The organism is Microcoleus sp. MON2_D5 (genome assembly GCF_036701905.1).
Lineage (GTDB): Bacteria > Cyanobacteriota > Cyanobacteriia > Cyanobacteriales > Microcoleaceae > Microcoleus.
The window spans coordinates 124766-139425 of the sequence record NZ_JAUBRM010000005.1; the positions used below are offsets into that span (position 1 = coordinate 124766).

Here is a 14660-nt window from a genome sequence, read left to right on the forward strand (position 1 = left end):
CTTCAACATTTGTGCATCCAATGAATCCTATTGAATTAAAAATAATCCCCAATCAAACTCAAGACGGTTTAGCTTACCAACATTTGCGCTTGCGTATTACAACTCAAGACGGTATTATCACGCCAAATGATTTACAAGGTTTGAAACTTCCTCAAGACGTTCAATTCAGCCAAGGAATTGTCATTGAAGGTAGAGGAGCAATTTGGCTGTACGGGTATTTAGTACACGAATGTCATCCTGCGGCTTGGGTTGGATGTTACGATCCGCGATTAGAAGGTGCCGTGGTAGTAGCGACGCACAAGCACGAGGTATCTGTTGGACAGGTATTAAAATTGAGTTTACCGAGCGATTAAGACTCTCCTAAGTTTGAGTTGATAATAAATAAAAATAAAACTTCCCGTGGTGGGGGCATCTTACCTGCGTTAGCGACACGCTAACACTACTGTTTCCACCACAAATCCCGGAGAGTCGTGATTAAATTAGAGCGTTTTGGATCAATCGTCCAGACTATTGTGCACCAGACTATCCAGCTATGAATACCGAGCGCTGCTGAATTGCTGTGGGACGAATTGATATAAAGGGCAGGAGAGATAAATTCTCTAACCGTGCAGGTTCCACACCTGTGGATTAGGTAGTTGCACCTGGACTAGATATCTTTTCTACAACTCGCTATTACACCTACGAAACCTACACCGGCACATCGATCGCAACCCCTCACGTAGCGCGTATAGCGGCTTTGGTTTTGAATACCAATCCGACTCTTACTCCGGCTCAAGTTGAGTATATCTTGACGACAACAGCCAACCAAAATGGGATAATAGCCTAGAAAGAATTAGGCAGCAACTATTCAGAAACATTAGTCGATCGCCATACAAGCGCACGAATCAGTTTTGTCCGAACCTCCGCGGTGATGGGATGTGGATGCAATCCAGCAATGGAGGGCAAATATGGATTGACTTCGCAGTTAGAAATTTGGCAGAAAGTCGGCGGTTCTAGTTGTCGAACTTGCCAAGGTCAAATTCAAAATTTTAGCAAGCAAGTAGGATGGAACATGATCTCGCAAGTAAGTCCTATACCAAGGGAGTTTCCAGGCTAGTATCCAACAGTTGCTGCATGAAGTTGGCAAAGTTATGTTGACAGCGATAAAAGCATAACTAGGTACAGTCTTTTTGCTGGCGCCCAGACATGACAAGCGTGGAGAGTTACAAAAATTAATCGGTTTTCTACTTTCGCCAATTGCGGCAAGTAACAGTTAATACCGCATATTCCAGGTTCATGAACTAGAGTAGCAGCTATATTGTGTGGTGTTAATCTGTAGGGTGCGGATCTGCGAGATATTGGAGAAAACTTGCAGATTGTTGATGGCAACGCACCTTACTTGCTGGACTTTTCAAAGCTTTTTACCTATGCCTGTTTCTCACAAATCATTTAGGATTGCTATAAATTGAGAGGGGTTTAATAATATTGAGGAATTGCTGCAAAATGGTGGACGAATGATTATGCCGCCAAACAGCAGTTAATTGAGTGGTTGTCGTTTGTTCCTGAATCTGACGATAGACCACTCCTTCGCGTTGAATATTCTGTACGTGAGATGGCAGAATGCTGATACCTGTTTCGCCTGCGACTAATCCCAAAATTGTGACCATAAACACGGCTGTTTGAGCAACTTTAGGAACAAACCCTGCTTGCGAACATACATGGTAAATTTCCTCAGATAAGCCAGCCACAATCTGATGAAGGGGCATTACAAATTCTTGATCCTTTAGGTCGGAAAGCGAAATTTTGGATTGGGCTGTAAGCGGATGGTTTTTGGGTAAAACGACGACAAGTGGTTCTTGCGTGAGAGACATCGTTTCTAAATCATTCGCTTCAGAAATATCGTGGTAGAGATAGAGAAAAATGATATCAGTCTGGCGATCGCGCAACCTCTGAATTAAGAAACCACTGTGTTCTTCCTGCAAAATCAGTTGTACCTCTGGATATTGCTGTCGAAAAGTTCGCAGAATCTCTGGAAAGACACCATTCGCGATCGAACTGGGAAAACCCACCGTCAAATAACCCAATTCACCCTGATCGATGCGCTGGGTTTTATGTACCGCTTGTTCTAACTGTACCAAAGTTGCGCGAGCTTCTTCTAAAAACGCCTGTCCTGCTGGGGTTAGCTGAATCGGGTGACTTTTGCGATCGAATAGCTTCACACCCAGTTCAGCCTCTAAATCTTTAATTTGTTGACTTAGGGGGGGTTGGGCAATGTGCAATCGCTTTGCGGCGCGACTAAAGCTCAGTTCGTCTGCCACTGCAATGAAGTAACGAAGATGGCGAAGTTCCATAGGTTATACGATTTTAGATTTTAGATTTGAGAATAGAACGATTGGGAATGAATGATTACTATCCTGGTTTGGAGCACTGGCCTACAGTTACATTCTCTTTTGTAACGGGGATTAAATACTATATTTTTTAAGTATATTGTTATATAAAAAATAGTATTTGACATACAGCACTAACTTCTTTATCTTGAAAGTAATAGTTATAAATTTCGGCACGCAATACCCATTTAAGTATTGCTTAATGAGGATTATTCATGATTTCGCAAGTAATTCGACGAGTTGCAGTTGTGGGAGGAACCCACGGAAACGAGTTGACTGGGGTTTATCTGATTAAGAAGTTTCAACAATTCCCAGACTTACTGAAACGATCGAGCTTTGAGGTGGTTACTCTATTAGCTAATCCTCAAGCGGTAAAGTTCAATCGGCGTTATGTCGATCGCGATTTGAACCGTTGCTTTGCCGAGGAAGATTTGTCTAACCCAGATTTGAGGGGTTACGAGAACAGACGTGCTAAGGAAATCTCCGCCCAACTATGTCCGAAAGACGAACATGGGGCTGATGCGATCGTTGACCTTCACAGCACAACGGCCAACATGGGGCTGACAATTTTACCATCTAGCAAACATCCATTCAATTTGCAATTATTAGCTTATTTGAGTGAGATCGAGCCCTCACTGCGAGTTTGTTTGGGAGAGCATTCTGGTCAGGATGCCCCAATGCTTCGATCGCTCTCTGCTTTCGGTTGCACCATAGAAGTTGGGCCGATCGCCCAGGGAGTCATTAACGCCCGTCAGCTTCAGCAAACCGAAATGCTGGTTCACGCCATTCTGGATTATCTCGACGCACAAAATCGGGGAAAGCCGCTTCCTACACCATCACATTTAACTGTATATCAGGCGATCGGCTCAGTAGACTATCCCAGAAATTCAGTAGGTGAACTGCAAGCTGCGATCCATCCCCAACTTCAGTTCAAAGACTATGAACCCTTGCATCCCGGTGAACCGATGTTTCTCACATTTACGGGAGAATCACTCCCCTATCAAGGAGAATCTACTGTTTTCCCTGTATTCATTAACGAAGCTGCCTATTACGAAAAACACATAGCGATGGTTTTGACGCAAAAACAACAGCTTCAGCTTGAAACTGCATAAGTAAGTGGGTACAAATCAACATAAAGTGGGGAGGGCGCGTGAGTGCAACAGTAAAGTATTTCATAGTATAGCTCCTCAACTAATCCCGCCCTACAATTCCCACAATTTTTTTTTTTCGATTACCTACTTAACTTACTCATGATGACTTTTATGAACTTAGGGTTATGACTTTTATGAACTTAGGGTTATGACTTTTATGAACTCAAGCAATGAATTTATGACTTGACTGGGAATTTCGGCTCTGGTATGATGTTAAGTAATACATTTAAATCAAATATTTTTTTTCCAAAACCAAAGTGAATCTCAAATTATCAGGAGCAAATTTATGGAAAGTACGCTGGGTATACTTGCAAGCGATCGCGAACAGCAGCTCACAGCAGCATTAACAACCTTTGGTAACAGCGGTCAGCTTAATTTTTTCACTGCATCCAATCAATTTAAGGCCAGCGTCCCCACCAACGGCTTTGACACTGATAATTTGACAGCGATCGGCAGCAACGAACAACAACAAATAGCAAATTTTATAGTATCTCAAAATAGCGAGATTTTCAGTTACTCAGGCAGCGAGCGAGCCACTAGCAGTACATCTCCCGTTCAACAAAAATCGAATTCAGAAGCCATGACTGCCGACACATATCCGCTAACCGGAATGAGAACGGCTAATCAGTTGGATTTATCAGATCCAGGCAACTCCTTAGCCACTGCACGCAATATTGGTGTTGCTGATAACAATCGCCTCACCTTCAATGATTTTGTCGGAGTTGACGATAACGATGATTATTACCGCTTTACTATTAACAACAATAGCGATTTAAGCTTGCGAATCGATGTTTTGAATGGGGCCGGTATCGAGTTGATTCAAGATAATAATCGCAACGGTGAGGCTGATTATGATGAACTTCTTGGCCGCGATTATGCCTCAGCAGGTGCATCCGGCGAGATAAATTTCTTCAACCTGACTCCTGGAGATTACTATGTCGCAGTTTATAGTTTCTCTGGCTATAAGAATTACAACCTGAATCTTGCTGCAACGCCTGCTACTGGTTTTAGCAGCAATTACGGATACGGTTTAGTGGATGCAAATGCAGCAGTAGCCCGCACTTTTAACAGTCCAGTTAAGTTCCCCGAAGTTCCCAATGTGGGCGGGAATGATTGGGCAAGAGACATGGTAAATGCGCCGGAAGTTTGGCAGGGAGGAATTACCGGAAATGGGATTGTTGTAGCTGTCGTGGATAGCGGTGTTGACTACAACCATCTCGATTTAGATGCCAATATTTGGCAGAATGCCGAGGAGATTCCCAATAACCAAATTGACGACGATCGCAATGGATATGTAGATGATATCCGGGGTTGGGATTTTGCGTGGAACGACAACAACCCAATGGATTGGAACGGTCACGGGACTCACGTAGCAGGCGCGATCGCGGCCGAAAGCAATGGTTTTCACATCACAGGAGTTGCCCCCAATGCCAAGATTATGCCTGTCAAGGTGTTGGACTCGTATAACTGGAACATCAATAATATTGCAGAAGGAATTCGCTATGCTGCTAATAATGGAGCCAATGTAATTAACCTCAGCTTGAGCGATTATGGGTTATCTTCCAAGGTAATTGAGGACGCAGTTCAGTATGCAAATAGCAAAGGCTCTGTTGTCGTCATGTCAGCAGGAAATGATTATTCCAGCCAACCAGATTATCCAGCTAGAAATGCCGATCGCTTCGGAATGGCTGTGGGAGGAATTGATCGAAATGGCAGAGTGGCTTACTTCTCTAACGATGCAGGTTCTAAACCTTTGGATTACGTAGTCGCACCTGGAGTAGATATCCTTTCTACAACTCCAAATAACACTTACAAAACCTACGAAGGCACATCGATGGCGGCCCCTCACGTGGCGGGTGTAGCGGCTTTAGTTTTGAATGCAAATCCGAATCTAACTCCGGCTCAGGTTGAGCAAATTTTGACTTCAACAGCCAACCCAAATGAGATAATAGCCTAGAAAAAATAGGCAGCAACTATTCAGAAACATTAGTCGATCGCCCTACAACCGCGCGAATCTGTTTTGTCAGAAGCTTCGGGCGATCGAACACTCGTCAATTTACCAAATTTGCACTTTTAATGTGAGGACTTATGACTATTGATCTCGTCTCAGTTAACTCAGCAGGCGATCGGGCGATCGGTGACTCCGATCTCCCCTCCATCTCCGCTGACGGGAGGTTTGTTGCCTTTGCATCTGATGCGTCCAACCTCGTGCCGGGGGACACTAACAATAGCAAGGACATCTTCGTGCGCGACATACTAACCAACACCACCATCGGCGTCTCTTTTGACTCAACAGGCAATCCGGGGAACAACTTTTTTTCCGGCAGTCCCTCCATCTCAGCCGACGGAAGGTTTGTGGCGTTTGAATCTGTTGCCTCCAACCTCGTGCCGGGAGATACTAACGGCTATATCCATGTTTTCGTGCGCGATTTGTCAACCAATACCACCACCCGCATTTCTGTAGACTCAGCAGGCAATCAGGGGAACCGTGGCTCCTTAGACCCCTCCATCTCAGCCAATGGGCGGTTTGTGGCGTTTACTTCTGTTGCCACCAACCTCGTGCCGGGGGACACTAACAACAGTCTCGACATCTTCGTGCGCGATTTGTCAACCAATACCACCACCGGCGTCTCTGTAGACTCAGCAGGCAATCAGGCGAACGGCAGCTCCTTAGACCCCTCCATCTCAGCCGACGGGCGGTTTGTGGCGTTTTCATCTAATGCAGCCAACCTCGTGCCAGGAGACACTAACAATAACTACGACATCTTCGTGCGCGACTTGTCAAACAACACCACTACCCTCGTCTCTGTCAGTTCTAACGGCGCTCGGGCTAACGGCTTTTCCTCCCTTAGCTCCATCTCCGCCAACGGGCGGTTTGTGGCGTTTTCATCTAATGCAGCCAACCTCGTGCCAGGAGACACTAACAATAACTACGATGTCTTCGTGCGAGACTTGTTAACCAATACCACCACCCGTGTCTCCGTCAGTTCCAGCGGCGAACAGGGGTTCGGCGATTCCATATCGCCCTCCATCTCAGCCGACGGCAGGTTTGTGGCGTTTTCATCTAGTGCTGCCAACCTCGTACCGGGGGACACTAACAACGGTGCTGACATCTTCGTGCGCGACTTGTCAACCAACACCACCACCCGCGTCTCTGTTGACTCGGCAGGAAATCAGGGGAACAACCGCTCCTTTGCCTCCTCCATCTCAGCCGACGGGGGGAGAGTAGCGTTTTCATCTGATGCCTCCAACCTCGTGCCGGGGGACACTAACAATAGGGAGGACATCTTTGTTGCTGACTTAACCAACACTCCAGGTGGCATCAATAACTCTCCAAGTGGCATCAACGGCACGAACGGCAACGACAACCTGACCGGCACAAACGGCAGCGATAACATCAACGGTTTTGACGGCGATGACACACTCACCGGTTTGCGAAGCAACGATATCCTTGTCGGGGGCGGCGGCAGCGACAACTTGTCTGGCGGCAAAGGTTTTGACACCCTCAACGGCGGTTTGGGAAACGATATTCTAGTCGGCGGGGCAGGCAACGATGTATTTGTTTTAGGTGCGGGATTGGGAGTGGATACAATTTCTGATTTCACCAACTCTCAAGATACCGTGCAATTAATCAACGGCTTGACCTTCGGACAGCTATCAATTTCCCCTGGAAGTAACGGCACATTAATTAGAGTAGCCAGCAGCGGTGAAGTTTTAGCTTCTTTGACAGGCGTTGCTCCCAATCTCATCGGCCCTGAAGATTTCGTCTCTGTTTAAATATTTGTCGATTCTCAATTGCCTGCTGTAGAAACACAGCACTGCTTTGTCCTTTCACCGAATATCTCACCTTTACTCAAAGAACACGATCCGGACTTACGCACTCCGACAGAGAAACCGGGTTTTTTACCGAATCTGCGGGTCACAACGCAGTATTTTCGTAAAAAACCGGGTTTCTGAACCCCCATGCACAAGCCCTAGCAAAAAATGGTTTGACGCGCAATATACTGTTGTTAGCTTTTAGTTATTAATTATGGCAAATTATAAAACAGTTTTTTTGTTCAATAGTGTAACTTTAGTGCTAGTTGGGATAGTGACGGCGTGTCTGAATTTATTCGGTTCTTCGGTAAAAGGGTTATTTTTGCCGCCTTGTTCTGCCACGTATCCGGGTGCAGGTTTCTTTTTCTTGGCGTTCCAAATGTTATTTTATTGGTCGGTAATGGTGTGCGCTTTTACCTTTGGATTGCTGAGAATTATCCAACCCGATCGCCCAGAAAATCGATTTATGTTATATTCGGCACTGTTTGCCGGTTGCTTTCTGTTCAATGAAGTTTTTCGCACCCACGTTCATCTGGGACGTGCTGGTTTCCCGAAAGTGACAATTGTCATATTTTACGCCGTGCTGGCAATTGCATACGGATTAGCTTTTCGGAGACAAATTCGCTCGACTCCCTATGCTTTACTGCTGAGTGGCGTTGGTTTGTTATTTGTTGCCTTTTTTGCAGAAGCCCTGCCGTTAAAAAACGAGATTGTTTCGAGCTTGCTGGAGGGAATACCGAAGCTGTTGAGCGGAATTAATATTGCATTTTATTTTGGGTTTTTGTGTCAGGGTTTGATAGTGCGATCGCTGAATTTTTATAACAACACATCACATCCCGAATGAAGTAAGATGAAGATTTGCCGTTGGGTGGGGGCGGGTTTTTGAGATTGTCGGTTTTTGGCAAATTTTGTTGGTAAAACCCGCCCCTACATGATTGTATAATCGGTAAAAACTGAGATATTGCACCATTGTCAATTAGCCTTTTATGAACAGGCAAGATGCCTGTTCCACAAGAAAATTTATATTTTGTGGAACAGCCATCTTGCCTGTTGCTGACAATGGTGCAAGATATCAGTTAAAACAAAAAGTATCGCTGCGCCATTGGCAAAACTGTTGCCGGTTCGCAAGTTAACAATTCCCCATCCGCCCGGACTTCATAAGTTTCTGGATCGACTTCCATTTGTGGCAAATAATCGTTGAGTTTCATGTCTCTTTTGCTAATTTGTCGCGTGCCGGAAACTGCTACAGTTGGCTTTTGCAAACCGAGCTGTGCGGCAATATCTCGATCGCGCGCAGCTTGGGAAACGAACGTCAGACAAGTCGCCCCAATCGCCCCGCCAAAACTGCCAAACATCGGCCGCATATGCACCGGTTGCGGCGTCGGAATGCTGGCGTTAGCATCTCCCATCTGCCCGTAGGCGATCGCCCCTCCTTTAATTACCAGTTCCGGTTTCACCCCAAAAAAAGCCGGCCGCCACAAACACAAGTCCGCCAATTTCCCCTCTTCCACCGAACCGACATACTGACTAATTCCGTGAGTAATTGCCGGATTAATTGTATATTTCGCAATGTACCGCTTCGCCCGAAAATTGTCATTTTCTCCCCCTGGTTCCCCCCCTTGGTAAGGGGGGGTTAGGGGGGGTAAATGTCCCCGCTGCACTTTCATTTTATGTGCCGTTTGCCAAGTCCGAATAATCACCTCTCCCACTCTTCCCATCGCCTGAGAATCAGAAGAAATCATACTAAACGCACCTAAATCGTGCAAAATATCCTCAGCAGCAATAGTTTCCCTTCTAATTCTCGATTCAGCAAAAGCCACATCTTCAGGAATGCCTCGATCCAAATGATGGCAAACCATCAACATATCTAAATGTTCTTCTAAAGTATTGACAGTGTAAGGGCGAGTCGGGTTAGTTGACGAGGGCAAAACATTAGCTTGTCCGCACACTTTAATAATATCCGGTGCGTGTCCGCCACCCGCACCTTCGGTGTGGTAGGTGTGAATAGCGCGATTTTTGAAAGCGCCAATTGTAGCTTCCACAAATCCCGCTTCATTGAGAGTATCCGTGTGAATTGCCACTTGCACGTCGTACTCGTCAGCTACATTCAAGCAAGTGTCGATCGTTGCTGGTGTAGTTCCCCAATCTTCGTGGAGTTTCAAACCCATTGCACCGGCTAATATTTGTTCAATTAATCCTTGCGGTTGACTGCTATTTCCTTTACCTAAAAATCCTAGATTTACGGGGAAAGCGTCAGCAGCTTGCAGCATTCGGTACATATGCCAAGGCCCGGGAGTGCAAGTAGTAGCGTTTGTACCCGTTGCAGGCCCTGTGCCGCCGCCGATCATTGTCGTGATTCCAGAGGCGATCGCTACTTCTATTTGTTGCGGGCAAATAAAGTGAATGTGAGCGTCAATTCCCCCGGCGGTGAGAATCATTCCTTCACCCGCAATTACTTCAGTACCAGGCCCGATAATAATATCTACTCTATCTTGAATGTAAGGATTTCCGGCTTTGCCAATTTTGTTAATTTTGCCGTCTTTAATCCCCACATCTGCTTTAACTATTCCCCACCAGTCTAATATTAAAGCATTAGTAATTACCGTGTCAACAGCGCCGTCTGCATTAGAAATCGGCGATTGTCCCATGCCGTCGCGAATGACTTTGCCGCCGCCAAACTTAACTTCATCGCCGTAGGTTGTGAAGTCTTTTTCAACTTCTATGAATAATTCTGTATCGGCTAACCGGACGCGATCGCCCACAGTCGGCCCGAAGGTTTCCGCGTAAGCGCGGCGATCCATTCTGTAACTCATGCTCGCTCCTAATATTAATAAATTTTTAGTTGGCAGTTGAGAACCACTTGAATTATAGTATGTGACGAGTTACTCAATCTAAAACAGTAAAAAAAATACAACATTAGGCAAGCTTTAAACCCCGATAAGCATCAATTCTTCCCAATCGAAAATCGAAAATGCTATCAAGGAGCAAATTTACTCCAGCATTTTCTGGAGTTCCCTTTTCAAAATCTCCACATCCACCGTCATATCCATGCCAATGAAACTCCAATCTTCCGCTACATTGTTGTCATCAACCATACGAGAGTATTCTAATCCCAATAGCTGGCAAATGTAATAGAAATATGGCGGAGTGTACCCTCCATAAAAGAATTCCAATACTTTCGTTCCCGGCTGACACCACAGCAAATTTGTAAAACCAGCCCCGTGAGGGCCGACAACCACCGCCGCTTCTGCAAACAGACGAATTTGTTCATCAACAGTGCGCGAGATATCTTCCAAAATTTCAAAATCAAATTCTTTCAAAACCTCTCGCACTTGTACCTCATTTTTAACCTTGCGCCGGCCGCTTCTAGACAGATAAAGTTTTCTATAAGGCTTTACCTTTTCCTTAAGACAGAATTTTTTCCGCAAAAGCTCTATATCGTAAGGACTTGGAAAATACCAGTCTTGATTGTTTCCCACCACCACACTTTCTGCATGATATCCCGTATCTCTAGCCCGAGTGTCGATTAGTGAACTTTCAGGAATACCGAGTTTGGTCATAAAGCCCAACTCAAAATCTGTATGTCGTAAAGGATAACAAATTTTAGCTTCTTGCCAAATTTCCTTACCTAAAGCCTCCTCAATTCGACACAGTTTAGCCAGCACAAAAATGACATAATCGTAATAACTGCACCACAAATGCGACCAAGGAGCAACTACCAGCGGATAGGTAATTTGGTTAGGTTTGTAAGGCCATTCCAGAATGCCCGCACCGCTAATCCGAAAATCCAAGTCTAAAAGCAACTTGTTATTCAGCAGCGTGTTGCCAGACGTACAAATAGTTAGAGAATTTATTTTTTGATTGAGGGTAATCTTCCACACATAATCTGGGTCAAAAGACACGGGTTTTTCCGTGGCAAAAAACCGAGAAGGCACTTTTTTAACCGAGGTTAATGCGGGTATATTGATAGGTTGGTGCTGCTTTTTGTAAACGATGCTGTCATCTAACAATTTGATGCTGGTGCGCCGATCTAACGGGGTTCTCCAGACACGCCTTGATGTTGCCAGTAAGCTCTGCTTCAGTGTCTGTTTTATCTGGTCAACTAATTTTTGGTTCATCACGCACTTTTGCTGTATATCTTTGCAGTTTTAACTACCACGCTATACCGCAAACTGCAGATTTTAACTCGCTCAAAAGTCGGAGATTGAACTAACAAAAGAAAGGCAGAAGAAACTTATACTGAAGGCAGAGAAAAAGTTTTGAGATGGCTTTGTCAGTCTCCAGGCAGAGGGCTGGAAGTGATACCATGTTAGATTGGGGATTGCGGATGACTTATTACTATCATGGTGTGGATATTTCCTACAGTTGCATTCTTTTTGGAAACTGGCAGAACTTTGAAGTTAAAAAGTTTCAAATTCCAAAATCAACAATCGTGAACCGTCATCTGGCTTCATACTTCAGCATCCAGATGACCGTCCACTTTTCCATTAAAGCCGTAGACTTGACGACTACCAACAAACGGCACTAATTGAACTTCCCTTTCATCTCCCGGTTCAAACCTGACTGCTGTACCTGCGGGGATATCCAACCGCATTTCTTTTGCTTGTTCTCGATTAAATTCTAAGGCTTCGTTTGCCTCATAAAAGTGATAGTGGGAGCCAACTTGTATGGGTCGATCGCCTTTATTTCCTACCAGCAACCGCACGGTTGGGCGATCGGCATTTAATTCTATTTCGCCTGCTGAAACAATCATTTCTCCTGGAATCATCTTTTCCTCCTATGAGTCTCTGTGGTTGATTTTTTAACGGATCGGATCGTGCACTGTCACCAACTTAGTTCCGTCGGGGAAAGTCGCCTCAACCTGGACTTCCTGCACCATTTCTGCTATCCCTTCCATCACATCTTCCCGCGTCAGGAGAGTTGTTCCATAACTCATTAAATCGGCGACGGTAAGGCCATCTCTTGCTCCTTCTAAAATGGCTGCAGAAATGTAGGCTAGTGCTTCTGGATAGTTTAATTTTAAACCTCTTTGTTTCCGGCGCTCTGCTACCAGGGCGGCGGTGAAAATCAGCAGCTTGTCTTTTTCTTGGGGGGTGAGTTGCATTTTTCTTCTTGTAAGTGCGATCGCATTATGTGATTATAATATCGTTTACGGTTGTTTCTGAATGATTAAACCGCAAAGGGCGCAGAGGGCGCAGAGGAAGAGAAGAGAGAGATGAATAATCTAGTTAGGAGGGCAACTATACATTGAAACTCAAAGATCATCCTATTTTATCCAAACTCTGGGCAAACAGCAAGGGCGTTGTGAAAAAGACAAGCGCAGCAACTGCCAAATGTTGACAAACCAGTCTCTAGCTGCGGTTGTGGATGTACCGCGATATCGGCACAGCAAACCGTTAGGAATACGAGTCACGCCGACGGTGGAATTACCAGGATAAATTGTTGCCTCAGATGGCAAATTTCGCACTTTTTCCACGAACTCTGTGGTGACGGGTTCGCCTACCCAAGCGAGGGTGGCGACTACGGGTTTTCCTCCGAGGCCGTGAGGGCTTTCGAGCATTTTTTCTTCACCTTTGAGCAATTGTCTGTCAATCCATAAAGGGCTGTTTTGTTGCCAGACTTCGGTGTGCGAGATCCATTCTCCCGACAAGAACTTTTCGCCCCTAGCACTGCGTCCAAATCGGGTAATTTCCCACAGTAAAATCCTCGCTGTTGGTGCTAATTCTACCCGCAAATTTTGCCGATATATTGCGCCGTCAAAAACTATTGTTTCCTGTGGCAGCCATTCTAAATTAGCACCGGCTTCTAGTTTAATGTCGATATTTTGTTGTGATTCTAGTCCGCTACTACGATAGATTTTACTAGCAGCGGCGCTGGTAATCAAGGCTTTGGCGTTGGGTTGGAGGTGAAAATGGCTGGAAAGTCGATCGCCCCCGACAACTCCCCCAGCCGTGTGCAAGATGACGCTGTGGCAAATCTCTTTCCCTTCAGGATAAAACGGACGCTGCACCTTGAGGGGCGCTTGCATTTGATTGTGAATGATTTGAGTTGCACCGCTGCGGTTAGCGTAGGCTAAATTCAGGCGGCCGTGCCATCCATTTTCAACTTGATCTATATGTTGTTTGGTCAAATTTTCAGTCACTAATTTTTTAATTTAAAAACATTCCCAATCAAAAACATACCACGACTGCGGCGCTTCCCTGCAATTAGTTAAATAATGATAATCGTTCTCTGAAATATTTTTGGTTTCTGCACTTATTAGTATAAGAATTTACATTTATCAACCATCAGATCGGCGAAGATGCGCCTACCATGTAAAAATCAGTAACTAGAGGAGTGCATAATATGCCTCAAGTTCTCTTCAAAGTTGATTTGACCAAACCGATGTCAGAACAGGAATTAGTCGGTCACAATCGCTGGCATCCAGATATTCCAGCAGTAGTTTCCGTCAATCCCGGCGATGTATTTCGCATCGAGTGCAAAGACTGGACAGACGGACAAATTAAAAATGACGACAGCCCCGACGACATTCGCGATGTAGACTTAACAGTAGTTCACGTCTTGAGCGGGCCAATTTACGTTAACGGCGCGCAGCCGGGGGATATTTTAGTAGTCGATATTCTCGACATCGGAGCTTTGCAAGGGGACGAATGGGGTTTTACGGGAATTTTTGCTAAAGAAAACGGCGGCGGTTTCTTGACCGAACATTTTCCGACTGCTGCTAAAGCAATCTGGGATTTTCAGGGAATTTATACCGCTTCCCGACACATACCAAAAGTCAGGTTTGCTGGGATTACTCATCCGGGTTTAATCGGCTGCGCTCCTTCTCAGGAATTGTTGAATAAATGGAACAAACGGGAAGCGGAATTAGTAGCAACAAATCCCGATCGAGTGCCGCCTTTAGCAGCACTGCCGAACCCCAAGAATGCAGTTTTGGGGTCGCTGCAAGGGGCAGAATTCGAGCGAGTTGCGGCAGAAGCGGCGCGCACAGTTCCTCCCCGGGAACACGGCGGCAATTGCGATATTAAAAACCTGTCGCGGGGTTCGAGAATTTATTTCCCGGTTTATGTCGAAGGCGCGAAACTTTCGATGGGAGATATTCACTTTTCTCAAGGAGACGGGGAGATTTCATTCTGCGGGGCAATTGAAATGTCGGGGTACATCGACCTCCACGTTGATATTATCAAAGGTGGCATGGATAAATACGCGATGGTCAACCCGATTTTCAAACCCGGGCCGGTGGAACCCCGCGGGTGCATCTCAGTTTTGCACATATATCAAGTGGAAAGTTGACCATTGAGATAAGCACAGCGCAGAGAAAGGATAG

Annotated in this window: 12 protein-coding genes and 1 pseudogene; 7 read left to right on the forward strand and 6 right to left on the reverse strand. The window is 45.4% G+C overall.

Annotated features, from left to right (window positions below; translation table 11 throughout):
- Positions 1–20 precede the first annotated feature (20 nt).
- Positions 21–353 (forward strand): CRISPR-associated ring nuclease Crn3/Csx3, encoded by a 333-nt coding sequence (crn3, locus tag QUA47_RS03395; protein ID WP_006635328.1) that lies wholly within the window; start codon positions 21–23, stop codon positions 351–353.
- A 290-nt stretch (positions 354–643) separates the two neighbouring features.
- A pseudogene (locus tag QUA47_RS30920) lies at positions 644–826 on the forward strand (S8 family serine peptidase); the annotation flags it as partial.
- 598 nt (positions 827–1424) lie between these two features.
- Here the strand turns inward: QUA47_RS30920 and QUA47_RS03400 are convergent.
- On the reverse strand, positions 1425–2330 hold the full coding sequence (locus tag QUA47_RS03400) for a LysR substrate-binding domain-containing protein (protein WP_333429715.1): 906 nt from the start codon (positions 2328–2330) through the stop codon (positions 1425–1427).
- A 251-nt stretch (positions 2331–2581) separates the two neighbouring features.
- On the opposite strand from QUA47_RS03400, the gene QUA47_RS03405 reads away from it, so the two are divergent.
- The 4 genes from QUA47_RS03405 to QUA47_RS03420 all read left to right on the forward strand — a co-directional run bounded on the left by QUA47_RS03405 (position 2582) and on the right by QUA47_RS03420 (position 8177).
- On the forward strand, positions 2582–3478 hold the full coding sequence (locus QUA47_RS03405; protein ID WP_333429716.1) for an aspartoacylase: 897 nt from the start codon (positions 2582–2584) through the stop codon (positions 3476–3478).
- Positions 3479–3803: 325 nt separating this feature from the next.
- Complete coding sequence (locus QUA47_RS03410) at positions 3804–5474, forward strand: S8 family peptidase (protein WP_333429717.1); 1671 nt, start codon at positions 3804–3806, stop codon at positions 5472–5474.
- 131 nt (positions 5475–5605) lie between these two features.
- Positions 5606–7294 (forward strand): PD40 domain-containing protein, encoded by a 1689-nt coding sequence (locus QUA47_RS03415; protein ID WP_190658962.1) that lies wholly within the window; start codon positions 5606–5608, stop codon positions 7292–7294.
- Positions 7295–7547: 253 nt separating this feature from the next.
- On the forward strand, positions 7548–8177 hold the full coding sequence (locus QUA47_RS03420) for a hypothetical protein (RefSeq protein ID WP_333429718.1): 630 nt from the start codon (positions 7548–7550) through the stop codon (positions 8175–8177).
- A gap of 232 nt (positions 8178–8409) precedes the next feature.
- On the opposite strand, the gene ureC is transcribed toward QUA47_RS03420, so the two are convergent.
- The 5 genes from ureC to QUA47_RS03445 all read right to left on the reverse strand — a co-directional run bounded on the left by ureC (position 8410) and on the right by QUA47_RS03445 (position 13475).
- A complete protein-coding gene (gene ureC, locus QUA47_RS03425) occupies positions 8410–10146 on the reverse strand; it encodes an urease subunit alpha (protein WP_333429719.1) in 1737 nt (578 codons plus the stop codon).
- Positions 10147–10323: 177 nt separating this feature from the next.
- Positions 10324–11451 carry a glycosyltransferase family 61 protein gene (locus tag QUA47_RS03430; RefSeq protein ID WP_333429720.1) on the reverse strand — a complete coding sequence of 376 codons (1128 nt, stop codon included), beginning with the start codon at positions 11449–11451 and terminating at the stop codon, positions 10324–10326.
- A gap of 332 nt (positions 11452–11783) precedes the next feature.
- Complete coding sequence (locus tag QUA47_RS03435) at positions 11784–12101, reverse strand: urease subunit beta (protein WP_333429721.1); 318 nt, start codon at positions 12099–12101, stop codon at positions 11784–11786.
- A 33-nt stretch (positions 12102–12134) separates the two neighbouring features.
- The gene (gene ureA, locus QUA47_RS03440; RefSeq protein WP_190658952.1) at positions 12135–12437 is read right to left on the reverse strand and encodes an urease subunit gamma; all 303 of its coding nucleotides are present in this window, start codon (positions 12435–12437) and stop codon (positions 12135–12137) included.
- A gap of 162 nt (positions 12438–12599) precedes the next feature.
- Positions 12600–13475 carry an urease accessory protein UreD gene (locus QUA47_RS03445; protein ID WP_333429722.1) on the reverse strand — a complete coding sequence of 292 codons (876 nt, stop codon included), beginning with the start codon at positions 13473–13475 and terminating at the stop codon, positions 12600–12602.
- A 203-nt stretch (positions 13476–13678) separates the two neighbouring features.
- Between QUA47_RS03445 and fmdA the strand changes: the two genes are divergently transcribed.
- Positions 13679–14626, forward strand: coding sequence for a formamidase (fmdA, locus tag QUA47_RS03450; protein WP_445302479.1), 948 nt, complete (start codon positions 13679–13681; stop codon positions 14624–14626).
- The last annotated feature ends 34 nt before the right edge of the window (positions 14627–14660 follow it).